Source organism: Pseudomonas sp. IPO3747 (assembly GCF_013385245.1).
Taxonomy (GTDB): Bacteria; Pseudomonadota; Gammaproteobacteria; order Pseudomonadales; family Pseudomonadaceae; genus Aquipseudomonas; species Aquipseudomonas edaphica.
The window spans coordinates 211,665-224,308 of record NZ_JACAQL010000004.1 but is presented as its reverse complement, the minus strand read 5'-3'; the positions used below and the strand labels follow the sequence as shown (position 1 = coordinate 224,308).

14 protein-coding genes are annotated in these 12,644 nt (G+C 58.7%); 8 read left to right on the top strand and 6 right to left on the bottom strand.

Going from position 1 to position 12,644, the window contains the following annotated elements; translation table 11 throughout:
- Window positions 1–35 precede the first annotated feature (35 nt).
- The 3 genes from HX790_RS07985 to HX790_RS07975 all read left to right on the top strand — a co-directional run bounded on the left by HX790_RS07985 (window position 36) and on the right by HX790_RS07975 (window position 2,171).
- On the top strand, window positions 36–350 hold the full coding sequence (locus HX790_RS07985; protein WP_138454187.1) for a 3-phosphoglycerate kinase: 315 nt from the start codon (window positions 36–38) through the stop codon (window positions 348–350).
- A gap of 151 nt (window positions 351–501) precedes the next feature.
- Entirely contained in the window at window positions 502–1,101 is a 600-nt protein-coding gene (locus HX790_RS07980) for an FMN-dependent NADH-azoreductase (protein WP_017134849.1), read from the top strand.
- Between the two features lie 203 nt (window positions 1,102–1,304).
- A complete protein-coding gene (locus tag HX790_RS07975) occupies window positions 1,305–2,171 on the top strand; it encodes a carboxylate/amino acid/amine transporter (protein WP_017134850.1) in 867 nt (288 codons plus the stop codon).
- 104 nt (window positions 2,172–2,275) lie between these two features.
- On the opposite strand, the gene HX790_RS07970 is transcribed toward HX790_RS07975, so the two are convergent.
- Entirely contained in the window at window positions 2,276–3,574 is a 1,299-nt protein-coding gene (locus HX790_RS07970; protein WP_138453987.1) for a mechanosensitive ion channel family protein, read from the bottom strand.
- 193 nt (window positions 3,575–3,767) lie between these two features.
- Here HX790_RS07970 and HX790_RS07965 point away from each other — a divergent pair, with 193 nt between their 5' ends.
- Window positions 3,768–5,114, top strand: a complete 1,347-nt coding sequence (locus HX790_RS07965; protein WP_026013512.1) for a DEAD/DEAH box helicase — start codon at window positions 3,768–3,770, stop codon at window positions 5,112–5,114.
- 114 nt (window positions 5,115–5,228) lie between these two features.
- On the opposite strand, the gene HX790_RS07960 is transcribed toward HX790_RS07965, so the two are convergent.
- The gene (locus HX790_RS07960) at window positions 5,229–5,504 is read right to left on the bottom strand and encodes a hypothetical protein (protein ID WP_176991409.1); all 276 of its coding nucleotides are present in this window, start codon (window positions 5,502–5,504) and stop codon (window positions 5,229–5,231) included.
- A 155-nt stretch (window positions 5,505–5,659) separates the two neighbouring features.
- Between HX790_RS07960 and HX790_RS07955 the strand changes: the two genes are divergently transcribed.
- Window positions 5,660–6,049, top strand: a complete 390-nt coding sequence (locus HX790_RS07955; RefSeq protein ID WP_017134854.1) for a hypothetical protein — start codon at window positions 5,660–5,662, stop codon at window positions 6,047–6,049.
- A 115-nt stretch (window positions 6,050–6,164) separates the two neighbouring features.
- Here HX790_RS07955 and HX790_RS07950 read toward each other — a convergent pair whose 3' ends face one another.
- The 3 genes from HX790_RS07950 to HX790_RS07940 form a co-directional block, all read right to left on the bottom strand.
- Window positions 6,165–7,031 carry a DUF6279 family lipoprotein gene (locus HX790_RS07950; protein WP_176991408.1) on the bottom strand — a complete coding sequence of 289 codons (867 nt, stop codon included), beginning with the start codon at window positions 7,029–7,031 and terminating at the stop codon, window positions 6,165–6,167.
- A gap of 66 nt (window positions 7,032–7,097) precedes the next feature.
- A complete protein-coding gene (locus tag HX790_RS07945) occupies window positions 7,098–7,820 on the bottom strand; it encodes a TorF family putative porin (protein WP_017134856.1) in 723 nt (240 codons plus the stop codon).
- A gap of 207 nt (window positions 7,821–8,027) precedes the next feature.
- Window positions 8,028–8,207: a hypothetical protein gene (locus HX790_RS07940; RefSeq protein ID WP_003193095.1), complete on the bottom strand. Its 180-nt coding sequence runs from the start codon at window positions 8,205–8,207 to the stop codon at window positions 8,028–8,030.
- A 324-nt stretch (window positions 8,208–8,531) separates the two neighbouring features.
- Here HX790_RS07940 and HX790_RS07935 point away from each other — a divergent pair, with 324 nt between their 5' ends.
- The 3 genes from HX790_RS07935 (at window position 8,532) to HX790_RS07925 (ending at window position 11,460) form a co-directional block, all read left to right on the top strand.
- Window positions 8,532–9,368: a S1 RNA-binding domain-containing protein gene (locus tag HX790_RS07935; RefSeq protein ID WP_017134857.1), complete on the top strand. Its 837-nt coding sequence runs from the start codon at window positions 8,532–8,534 to the stop codon at window positions 9,366–9,368.
- 52 nt (window positions 9,369–9,420) lie between these two features.
- A complete protein-coding gene (locus HX790_RS07930; RefSeq protein ID WP_017134858.1) occupies window positions 9,421–9,819 on the top strand; it encodes a DUF2177 family protein in 399 nt (132 codons plus the stop codon).
- A gap of 198 nt (window positions 9,820–10,017) precedes the next feature.
- Entirely contained in the window at window positions 10,018–11,460 is a 1,443-nt protein-coding gene (locus HX790_RS07925) for an NCS1 family nucleobase:cation symporter-1 (RefSeq protein WP_176991407.1), read from the top strand.
- On the opposite strand, the gene HX790_RS07920 is transcribed toward HX790_RS07925, so the two are convergent.
- Complete coding sequence (locus HX790_RS07920; protein WP_099548850.1) at window positions 11,372–12,571, bottom strand: MFS transporter; 1,200 nt, start codon at window positions 12,569–12,571, stop codon at window positions 11,372–11,374. The genes HX790_RS07925 and HX790_RS07920 overlap by 89 nt on opposite strands.
- Between the last annotated feature and the right edge of the window lie 73 nt (window positions 12,572–12,644).

The following is a 12,644-nucleotide window of genomic DNA, read 5'->3' as shown; positions in this document are numbered from 1 at the left end:
GTCCTAAGCTGGCGGTCCTTATTGGAGACTGCCGAATGAGAAAATTCTGTTGTGTGTTGCTGGCGCTGCTGCCGATGGGCGCGTTTGCATTCAGCACCGATGTGACGAAAGACATTCAGGGTGTGAAGATCGATTACAGCGCCTCGGATGTCGACAGCAATATTAGTTCGATCCGACTGACCAATTACGGCTCAAATGATGCGGAGTGCAAGGTGCGTTTTACCAACGGCCCGGAAGCCCCGCGTACTCGCAAGGTCACAGTTGCGGCGGGGAAAACCACCAACACCACGGTGAATTTCAGCCGCGCCATTATCAAAATGCGTATCGCACTGACCTGCACCCCAAAATAAACCGGCAGCGGAGCATGCCCACAGCAATACTCCGCTTATAAACAAATTTATAGATGGGTTGTAGCAGTTTTTTACGCTTTTTTATCGAATTGGCTCTGTTTAATCTTCACTCCATCGTCTTACAGCATTTACAGATGGAGCCTACCCAGCCATGTCCAATGTTCTGATCATCGAAAGCAGCGCCCGCCAGCAGGATTCGATCTCCCGCCAGCTGACTCAACAGTTCATCAGCCAATGGCAGGCCGCCCACCCGGCGGATCAGATCACTGTGCGTGATGTGGCCCTCAACCCGGTTCCGCACCTGGACGCCAACCTGCTCGGCGGCTGGATGAAACCCGCCGACCAGCGCAGCCGCGTCGAGCAGGCGTCCCTGGACCGCTCCAACGAACTGACCGACGAATTGCTCGCCGCCGATGTGCTGGTGATGGCCGCGCCGATGTACAACTTCGCCATTCCCAGCACCCTCAAAGCCTGGCTGGACCACGTGTTGCGTGCCGGTGTGACCTTCAAGTACACCGCCACCGGCCCGCAGGGTTTGCTGACCGGCAAGCGCGCTATTGTGCTGACCGCACGCGGTGGCATCCACACCGGCGCCAGCTCCGACCATCAGGAGCCGTACCTGCGCCAGGTCATGGCCTTTATCGGGATTCATGACGTCACCTTCATTCATGCCGAAGGCGTGAACTTGAGCGGTGACTTCCAGGAGAAGGGCATCAACCACGCCAAAGCGCTGCTGGCACAGGTCGCCTGACGTTTTAATCGTCACATAATCGCGTGGTGTTTATATCGCTCCACGCAAACCCTTCAAGTACGCGTATCGAACCTCCCTTTGCACTTGTTGCTCCTGAGTGCTCCTGCCCGACTGCCGCTTTAGCGAGGTCGGGTTTTTTTTGCCTTGAGTTTCAGTAAACGGCGAAAACCTTTAATGTCCCGCCCATTCGAAACGAGGCGCGCATGGGCTACTTACTGGTTGTCACCCTGATTCAGGCATTTTCCTTCAGCTTGATCGGCGAATACCTCGCCGGTCACGTCGACAGCTACTTCGCCGTGCTGGTGCGCGTGGTATTGGCCGGGTTGATCTTCATCCCGCTGACCCGTTGGCGTTCGGTGGCGCCACCCTTCATGCGCGGCATGTTGCTGATCGGTGCGCTGCAGTTCGGCGTGACCTATGTATGCCTTTACTTGAGCTTTCGCGTACTTACGGTGCCGGAAGTGTTGCTGTTCACCATCCTCACGCCGTTGCACGTGACCCTGATCGAAGACGCGCTTAACCGCCGATTCAACTCTTGGGCGCTGATTGCTGCGCTGGTTGCCGTGGGCGGCGCGGCGGTGATTCGCTTCGACCAGATCACGCCGAACTTCCTGATGGGCTTCTTGCTGCTGCAACTGGCCAACTTCACCTACGCCGCCGGGCAGGTGATGTACAAGCACCTGGTGGCGCGTTATCCGAGCGACCTGCCGCACTACCGGCGCTTCGGCTACTTCTACCTGGGCGCCTTGATCGTGGTGCTGCCGGCATTTCTGCTGTTCGGGAAAAGCAACTTTTTGCCCGAAGCGCCGCTGCAATGGGGCGTACTGGTGTTCCTTGGGCTGGTCAGCACTGCGCTGGGCATGTACTGGTGGAACAAAGGCGCCTGCCTGGTCAACGGCGGTACATTGGCGGTGATGAACAACCTGCATGTGCCGGTGGGGTTGTTGCTGAACCTGCTGATCTGGAATCAGCACGAGCCGCTGGGGCGCTTGGCGTTGGGAGGTTTGGTGATTCTGGGGGCGGTCTGGATCAGTCGCTTGGGTGTGCGCAAGGTGCCGGTCATAAGCTGATCCAGATGTGGGAGCGGCCCGCGATAGGGGGTGTCAGTCGGCAAATATTTCGACTGATACACCGCTATCGCGGGCAAGCCCGCTCCCACAGGGAATGGATGGCGTCAGGCAGATTCGTTTTCCAGGGCTGGCAAATGGCTGGCCCCCAACACCGCCGGCACCATCCCCGCGCGCAAATCATTGCCACTCGGCTGCTGATACAGGCTCAAGCCAAACTCCGGCAACACCGCCAGCAAATAATCAAAGATATCGCCCTGGATGCGCTCGTAATCGGCCCACGCCGTGGTGCGGGTGAAGCAGTAGATTTCCAGCGGCACGCCTTGGGCGGTGGTTTGCATCTGGCGCACCATGCAGGTCATGTTCGGCTGGATGTCCGGGTGGCTTTTCAGGTACGCCAGGGCGTAGGCGCGGAAGGTGCCGAGGTTGGTCATGCGGCGGCGGTTGGCCGACAGTTGCGCACTATGGCCCTGAGCTGCGTTCCAGGCCTTGAGTTCGGCCTGCTTGCGGCTGATGTAGTCGGTGAGCAGGTGTACCTGGGTCATGCGCACTTCTTCGTCGTCGCGCAAAAAGCGCACGCCGCTGGCGTCGATATACAGGCTGCGTTTGATGCGGCGCCCGCCGGAAGCCTGCATGCCGCGCCAGTTTTTGAACGACTCGGACATCAGGCGCCAAGTGGGGATCGAGACAATGGTTTTGTCGAAGTTCTGCACCTTGACCGTGTGCAGGGTGATATCCACCACGTCACCGTCGGCGCCGACCTGAGGCATCTCGATCCAGTCGCCGACCCGCAGCATGTCGTTGCTGGTCAGCTGCACGCTGGCCACAAACGACAGCAGCGTGTCCTTGTACACCAACAAAATCACCGCTGACATTGCACCCAGACCCGAGAGCAGCAACAGCGGCGAACGGTCGATCAAGGTAGCGACGATGATGATCGCGGCGAACACGAACAGCACCATCTTTGCCAACTGCACATAGCCCTTGATCGAGCGGGTGCGGGCATGTTCGGTGCGCGCGTAGATATCCAGCAAGGCGTTGAGCAGGGCGCTCACGGCCAGCGTCATGAACAGGATGGTGAACGCCAGCGCCACATTGCCGATAAACAGGGTGGCGGTCTTGCTCAGGTCGGGTACCAGGTACAGGCCGAACTGGATCACCAGCGAGGGCGTCATTTGCGCCAGGCGGTGGAAGACTTTGTTATGCCGCAGGTCATTGAGCCAGTGCAGCGCCGGTTGCCGGCCGAGCAGTTTGACGGCGTGGAGGATGAGGTAGCGTGCTACCCGTCCGACCAATAGGGCGACTACCAGCAGTATCAGCAAACCCAGGCTGGCATGCAGCAGCGGGTGTTCATCGAGGGCGCCCCAAAGGTCTTGGACGTTGAGCCAGAGCTGTTTGATATCCATGGGTAAAACCGATTCTTCTGTAAGACAACACGGGTCGATTAGAGCATTTATGTGCAACAAAGTTGGTTTTGCGGACAAATCTGCTGACAAAAAAGCAGCTGATTAGCCTCGTTCGCGTAAAGAAACTCGGTTTGAGCGCCCGAAACCGTTACCCTATGCAGCTGATATTTTGTATTTCTTCGAGGTAGCACCCGTGTTTTCCCAATTCGCCCTGCACGAACGCCTGCTCAAAGCCGTGGCCGAGCTTAAATTTGTCGAGCCTACGCCTGTGCAAGCAGCGGCCATCCCGCTCGCGCTCCAAGGGCGTGACCTGCGGGTGACGGCACAAACCGGCAGCGGTAAAACCGCCGCTTTCGTCCTGCCGGTGCTGAACCGCCTGATCGGCCCGGCCAAAGTCCGCGTGAGCATCAAGACCCTGATCCTGCTGCCAACCCGCGAACTGGCGCAGCAGACCTTGAAAGAAGTGGAGCGCTTTTCGCAGTTCACCTTCATCAAGTCCGGCATCATCACCGGCGGTGAAGACTTCAAGGTCCAGGCCGCCATGCTGCGCAAGGTGCCCGACATCCTGATCGGCACCCCAGGCCGGATGATCGAGCAACTCAACGCCGGCAACCTCGACCTCAAGGAAGTCGAAGTGCTGGTGCTCGACGAAGCCGACCGCATGCTCGACATGGGCTTTGCCGACGATGTGCAGCGCCTTGTGGCCGAGTGCGTCAATCGCCAGCAGACCATGCTGTTCTCCGCCACCACCGGCGGTTCGACCCTGCGCGATATGGTTGCCAAGGTGCTGAACAACCCTGAGCACTTGCAGGTCAATAACGTCAGCGACCTGAACGCGACCACGCGTCAGCAGATCGTGATGGCCGACCACAACGTACACAAAGAACAGATCCTGAACTGGCTGCTGGCCAACGAGACCTATCAGAAGGCCATCGTTTTCACCAACACCCGTGCAGCAGCCGACCGTATCTACGGTCGCCTGGTGGCTCAGGAATACAAGGCGTTCGTGCTGCACGGCGAGAAAGACCAGAAGGATCGCAAACTGGCCATCGACCGCCTCAAGGCTGGCGGCGTGAAGATCCTGGTCGCCACCGACGTTGCCGCCCGCGGCCTGGACGTGGATGGCCTGGACATGGTCATCAACTTCGACATGCCGCGCAGCGGCGACGAATACGTGCACCGTATTGGTCGTACCGGGCGCGCCGGCAATGATGGTCTGGCGATCTCGCTGATCTGCCACGGCGACTGGAACCTGATGTCGAGTATCGAACGCTACCTCAAGCAGTCGTTCGAGCGCCGCACCATCAAGGAAGTCAAAGGCACCTACACCGGGCCGAAGAAGGTCAAGGCGTCGGGCAAAGCCGTTGGCGTGAAGAAGAAAAAGACCGACGCCAAGGGTGACAAGAAGAAAACCGGCGCCAAGTCGCCAACCAAGCGCAAGATTGCCAACCGGCCGAAGACCGACAACCTGTCGCTCGTCAGCAAGGACGGCATGGCGCCGCTCAAGCGCCGCAAGCCAGAAGCGCCAGCTGCCGAATAAGGCCGCTGATATAAAAAAACCGGACGCTGTCCGGTTTTTTTATGCCCTCAGTTGATCGTTCCTACGCTCTGCGTGGGAATGCCGCCAGGGGCGCTCCGCGTCCCGTTGTGGTGGTTAATTCTTTGCTTTGTCGGCCGCCTCATCCAGCTCCTTGAGGCGCTGGTCGATCAGTTGGCACTTGTCTGGCAGATCCGCGCTGGCAGTCTCCAGGTTCATGTGTTGCAACTCATCGTTGATTTCCTTGGCCCTGGCCGGGTTTTGCTGGGTCAGTTTGGTCACTTCCCTGGCCAGTTGTTCGCGTTTGGCCGTGGCCTCTTCCGGCGTGCAGGCCCAGGCGGGCAGGGCGCTCAGCAGGGCGGCGGCGATGGCCAGGTTCATCAGGGTTTTCATGGTCGGACCTCCTTGGCAGTGGTGTTCAGTTGAGGGCGCGAACGTCTGGAAAGTTCAGAGAAATGACGCTCGTCTATTGGGATGAACGGCCAGTGTCAGGTCATGTCACTACCTATGACGGGCCACTTTTTAATCTGCCCGCGGGAGTAATCAGGATGACGACTTACAACTGGGATCTGATCGAACGTCTACTGCATGAAGTGCAGAACGGCGAAGGCAGCTTTGCGCCGCGCAAATACGCCGAGCAGGAAGCCGCCGAGAAGGCCACGGCGGGCGAATCCACCGGTAACCTGGACGCGTTGAAAAAGACCGCCGCCGATTACGAAGCGCTGTTGTTCAAACGCGGTTTCATTGAATCGCGCCCGGAAGAAGAGGGCGGCAATGGTGAGAACTTCATCCTCACGGCGCTGGGCGCGCAGTTGCTGGCCCTGATCGACAGCTCAATCCCCGGCAACGATCACCCGCGCCAAGTGCTGGACGAGCAGGCCGACGCGCTGGACCCGGCGACGTTCGCCGAGGTGGCTTCCAAGGCGCAGATTGCCTGAAAGAGCACACCCCAAATCAAAATGTGGGAGCGGGCTTGCTCGCGAATACAGTGTGTCAGTCAATAGATTCATCGACTGATTCACCGCATTCGCGAGCAAGCCCGCTTCCACATTTTTAAATCGAGGCGGCCTTGAGGCATTTGAGGGCCTGGAAGTCACTGCGAACCTTGCCGATTTTTTGTGTGAGTATCTGGCGCTGCTGCGCCGTGCTTTCGGCCATCAGGTCGATGATCAGGCTGCGCGCAGCGGCTTCGGTTTGCGCATAGGCGGTGCGGTATTGCGGGGTCCACAGGCTCTCGCGATCCACCAGCAGCTGTTGGATTTTCTGTGGGAAGTCAGCGCTGTGACGCTGCTGCAAGGCGACGATAAATTGCGCCTGCCAATGGGCGCGATTACCGATCCATTCCTGATTCTGTTCACCCAGCGCGATTGACCACGCCGTCACTCGGTTCTGCTGGCTGGGACTCAACGGCCCTATCCACGCAACCAGGCGTTTGCTCATGCGCTCGGCGCGCTCCTTGATCTGCTGAGCCAGTGGCGGTTTGAGGTATTCGTCCTGGCGCTTGCGCAGGTCTTTGGCCAGCGCATCTCCCATGTCTTTGACTTGTTGATCATCCAGGCCCTGCAGCAACTGGATGGCTGACGGGGTGATCTCACGGGCCACTTCAGCGATCGCCTGCTTGGCTTCGCTGGTGCGCGCTTGCAGCGCGGCGTCGGTGATCTGGTTGTTGTCGACCATTTGTTGCAGGCGATCAAGCCAGTCCAGGTAGCCCGGCAGTTGAGTGGTGCAGTGCCAGGCCAGATGTTCCTTGAGTGTGTCATTGAACCAGCTCTTTTGCCCTGCGTTCATGTCCAGGTAGTCGTTGAGCGTCCAGGGGATGATCACATCAAGGTTGCGGTAGGCCAGGCCCACGCGATTGCAGCCGGCGAGCACCAGGCTCAACGTCAGTAATACCACCAGTAATTTGAGCCGACGCAGCATGGGCGTGTCCTTTCGCAGGGAGGGTTCATGCATGTGAGCCTGTGCGAGGCGCGACAGTTCAGCCCATCAATAAAACGACCGCGCGGCCTTCAAGGTCAACAGGCCGTCGCATTGCGAATTGTGTCCGGAGTAGGCCGAGCAGTCTCCACCGCTGAGGCTGGAGCCGCTATAGATCAGGTCCAGGTCAACGCCTTTCCATGCGCGGGAGAACTGCACTGACCAGTCGCTGAAGCTGCTGATGTAGCCGCCTTCCACCGCAGTTGGAGTGCCGAGCTGGTGAGTGGTGTACTTCATGCTGACGCCGATGCCGAAGGGCTGTGTACCGCCGAGGTCGGCAAACAGCGTGCTGTCCTGGCGATCCGGATCGTTGCTGAACGACACGCCGAAGCGATTGCCCAGCAGGTTCAAGCCGCCGTAGAACTCCTGGCTGTCGAGCGGGCTGAGCTTGGGGTAGCTGTAGTGGATCATACCGACTTCGTAGCCGAGGGTCTGGTCGAAGGGGCGCTTGAAGCCCATGTAGGAGTCGACTTCGAGGTTGTTGGCCGAGGACAGGCCCATATTGGGCGAAAACTGGCCGAAATACAGGCCGCTGTCGTGGCTCAGGTCCAGGCCGCCGTGGAAGGAATCGCTGCCCGGCGAGGTGGGCTTGACCAGGCCCTGGGCCATGCTGCGGCTGGGCGTGGTGCCTAATTTGAGGTCGAAGTCACCCAGTTCACGCTGAAAAATCTGCGCGTATGCGAGGGGACTTGCTGTAAGGGCTGCGATGAGAAACAAGCAGGGCTTGAGCATGCTTCACTCCATGAAAAGCGAGGAGCAGTAATGAAAAAATCGGACAGATGCCCGTGCTAGACGGGTGCAAGCATACCGGCGAATGCTTCGCGGTGAGCCCCGTTCGTCGATTAGCACATCAAGATAAGTAGCAGGAGGGTGTTTCAGACTCTAGTCCTGGCGCCTTGGAAGGCAAGACGCTTAGGAGCTAGATGCGACGCGCGGGTATTACTTTTTGCCCAGGCTGATCTGCTTGGACGGGCCGAAAGTCTGGCCGCTCACGCCCTTGGCAATTTGCTGGATTTCGCCGCCGGACTTGAGGAAAGCAGCAATTTGGCTGTTGATCGATTCGCTGGTTTCAACGGCGGGAGCTGGCTTTGCTTTGCTGTTGGATGCTTTTACGCGCATGGCGGCCACTAACCTGTAGAAAATTAACTTGGCCAGGCATCGTACAGGAAATACTTGACAATTGCTTGGCAAATATCCTCTGGGAATAACCATAGCCGATGTAGTCGGCCAAAATTTTACCTTGAAATAAGCCCCTAACTTACTGTTTTAACTCGAAACAACAGGGTTTATTCGGCTGCTGCCCGCGGGTAAAATTCGATCGATTGATCAGACGAGCGGGGCGGTGCCATTACGAGGCCACGCCAGCCCGCGATTTTTCAGGCGCACGCGCGTGGCGGGCGCAACTCGGGTAGAATGCCGCCCACGTAACGAAGGTATCTGGAAATGGCTTTAGTCGGGCGCTACAACAGCTTGCAAGTGGTTAAACACACTAACTTTGGTTTGTACCTGGATGGTGCGCAAGATGGCGAAATCCTCTTGCCTAATCGGTATATCCCCAAAGATATTCCCAGTGAAGATGAAGACTGGCTTAACGTTTTCATTTATCTGGACAGCGATGACAAACTTATCGCGACGACTGAAAAGCCGAAAGTTCAAGTCGGCGAATTCGCCAGTTTGAAAGTCGTCGAAGTCAACAGCATCGGCGTATTCCTCGACTGGGGTTTGCCAAAAGACCTGTTGCTGCCGTATTCGGAAGAAAAACGCCAGCTGACTGCAGGTGAATACTGCGTGGTGCACGTCTACCTCGACAAGCACACCAAACGCATCACCGCCACCGCGCGACTTGACCGCTACCTGGATAAGACACCTGCCAACTACCAGGTGGGCCAGGAAGTCGACCTGCTGGTGGCCGAAGCCACCGACATGGGTTTCAAGGCGATCATCAACAACAAGCACTGGGGCCTGATCCACAAGAACGAAGTGTTCAAGTTCCTGCGCCCGGGCAAGGAAGAGAAAGGCTTCATTAAAGAGATTCGCGCCGATGGCAACATCAGCCTGAGCCTGCAACCGGTTGGCCAGGAAGCGGCCTCGAGCCTGAACTCGAAGATCCTCGCCAAGTTGCGTGAAAACAACGGCACCCTGCCGGTCAGCGACAAGAGCGACCCGGCGGTGATCAGCAATTTGTTCGGTGTCAGCAAAGGCAACTTCAAGAAAGCCATTGGTGCGCTCTACAAGCAGGGCCAGATTGTGATTCACGCCGATCGCATTGAACTAAGCTGATCGCGTTTTGCTCTTCTGTAGGTGCCGCTCGGCGCCTATGGAGGCTGCAACCATGACCCGCAAAATACGCTTCGCTTACCTCGGCACCTTACTCGCGTTTCTGGTGCTCGACGGCCTCTGGCTCGGCGTTTTCATGGGCCAGACCTACAGATCCCTGCTCGGCTCGCTGATGCTTGATCAGCCTCGCTTGCTGCCTGCTGTGCTGTTTTATCTGCTGTATGCCCTCGGTTGTGTGGTGTTCGTGGTTTTGCCCAGCGGCAGCTGGCAACGTGCAGCAGGCCTTGGCGCTCTGCTCGGCCTGGTGGCCTACGGCACGTATGACCTGAGCAACTGGGCCACATTGCAAGGTTGGTCAGCCGGGCTGGCCCTGATGGACATGGCCTGGGGCACCTTCCTGACGGCCGTCTGTTGCAGTGTCGGTTATTTGTGTGCACATCGGGTGCGGCATTGATTGTGTACAGGATTGACGTGCACCGTTGCTGAGCATAACCCCCGCCAACAAGCCTTCATAAATCTCTTTGGAACACCGTTTCAGAGGGATTGTGTGCCATTGGCACATATTCTGCTGAATACCTCGTATACAAACCAGGCCGCCTCCCGTATGCACACCGTTACGGCAGCGCAGGCCGGTATTTCGAGGAGCCAAGCGATGACCGAACAATTGCCCAAAGGCTACAGCCCGCGCCTGTACAACCAGGACCTCGGGCCGCTGCCGCAGAAATGGACCTGGTACAACATTTTCGCTTTCTGGATGAGCGACGTGCACAGCGTCGGCGGCTACGTGTTCGCCGCCAGCCTGTTTGCCCTCGGGTTGGCCAGTTGGCAGGTGTTGATCGCCTTGCTCACCGGCATTTGCATCGTGCAGTTGATTGCCAACCTGGTGGCCAAGCCGAGCCAGCAAGTGGCGGTGCCATACCCGGTCATCTGCCGGCTGGCATTTGGCGTGTTTGGGGCGAATATTCCGGCGGTGATTCGCGGTTTGATCGCCGTGGCCTGGTACGGCATCCAGACGTACTTGGCGTCGAGTGCCTTGATTATCGTAGTGCTGCGCTTTTTCCCACAGATGGCGGTGTATGCAGAGCCGCACTTTGCGGGCCTGTCCTACCTGGGCTGGTTTGGCTTCCTCAGCTTATGGACGCTGCAGGCAGCCGTATTCTGGGCCGGCATGGAGTCCATCCGCCGCTTTATCGACTGGGCGGGGCCAGTGGTCTATGCGGTAATGTTTGCCCTGGCCGGCTGGATCGTGTGGAAGGCGGGTTGGGCGAACATCAGTTTCACCCTGGCGGAAAAATCCCTGTCGGGCTGGCAGGCGTTTGGCCAAGTGATTGTGGCGACGGCGCTGGTGGTGTCGTACTTCTCCGGGCCTACGCTCAATTTCGGTGATTTCAGCCGCTACTGCCGCAGCATGCACGACGTGCGACGCGGCAATTTCTGGGGGTTGCCGGTTAACTTTCTGGCGTTCTCGCTGGTGACTGTCGTCATCGTTTCGGGCACTTTGCCGGTGTTTGGCGAAATGTTGCATGACCCAATCGCTACGGTTTCGCGCATCGACAACAGCATGGCCGTGCTGCTCGGCGCCTTTGCCTTCGTGACCGCCACCATCGGCATCAACATTGTCGCCAACTTCGTGTCACCGGCGTTTGATTTCGCCAACGTCGCGCCGAGCAAGATCAGTTGGCGCGCAGGTGGCATGATCGCGGCCGTGGCCTCAATCTTTATCACGCCGTGGAACCTGTTCAACAACCCGCTGATGATCCACTACACCCTGGACATTCTCGCTGCGTTTATCGGCCCGCTGTTCGGGATTTTGATTGTGGATTTTTACCTGATCAAAAAGCAGAAAATCGACGTGGATGCCCTGTTCGACGACAGCCCCAACGGCCGTTATTACTACGACGGCGGCGTGAACTGGACCGCCGTCAAAGCCTTGGTGCCTGCGACGCTGGTGGGCGTCGCTATCACCTTCACGCCCGCGTTGCAGGGCATGGCCAACTTTGCCTGGTTTACCGGGTGCTTCCTGGGAGGGCTGTTTTTCCTGGTGCTGGCGCGGCGCGAGCAGGTTCGTGCGCCGACGTCGCTGGTTGCCGGTTGACCAACACCGCACCCGCCACCACCAAGCCGCAACCGGCAATGACCAAGGCCGGTTGCAGGCCACCGCTCAGGTGGCTGCTCACCGAGGCCAGCAACGGGCCGCACAATTGGCCAATGGCAAAGCTGGCGGTGAGCAACCCGGTGCTGCGCTGGTAGCCGTGGGGCGCCACCTCGCGCAAACGCGCCATCACCAGTTGCATGCATGCCAGGAACGGCGCACCACACAGCAACACTCCCAGGGCCAGGCCCCAGCCATTGCCCAGCAGGCAGGCGAATACCCCGGCCGCTTGCAGCCACAAAGTCGTCATCAACCAGCGGCGGGTGGTGTTCGGGTCCTTGCGACGCAGGCTCGCCACCACCACACCCAGCGCCGCCGCCAGGCCAAAGCACGGCCAGAACAGGTCGGCTTGCCACGCGCCGTGGAACTGCGCGCTGGCCATCTGCGACAAGAAGGTTGCGGGGATGATGTAGCCCAGGCCATACAAGAAGTAGATCCAGCACAGATGCGCGATGCTGGCGTTGCTGCCCGCGCTAGTGGCATGGGTCACCGTCACGGTCGGTTTCGGTAAAAAGGGCAGGATGGCCAGCAACATCACCAATGCCACCACGCCATAGACCAGCCACAAGGTCGCAGAGTCTTCGCCCAGTAGATTGGAGCCCAGTGCCAGCAATCCTGTCAGCAGAATCCCCAGGCCAGGCCCGGCAAACACCAATGCTCCCAAACGCGGACGCTCGGCGGCTATTGCCAGCGGCTGGCTCAAACTGGTGATCATTACCAGCGCCCAGGCGCTCGCCACGCCGGTACCAAAGCGCAGCAGCAAATGCGGCCAGAAGCCATGCGCCCAGTACGACCCCAGGGTCAGCAGCACGCACAGCCACAGCCCGCCATACAAACGCGCTTTTATGTGGTGATGGCTGCGGGCGAAGATCGAGTCCACCGCGCCGACGAAATAGCCCAGGTAGTTGGCGGCGGCAATCAGGCCCGCGCCCGTCAGGTCAATCTGCCCCTCGCTGAGCAAATGCGGCATCTGCGGAGTGAGGGCGAAGCGGCCAATGCCCATGGCCATCATCAGGGCGATAAAGCTGGCGGTTAAGCGAATCAGCGGTGACATGTGCAGGTTTCCTACGGGGAAGCGAATGACCTGTAGGCTAAAGCGGATTGACTTTCTGTAAAAATGAATAATA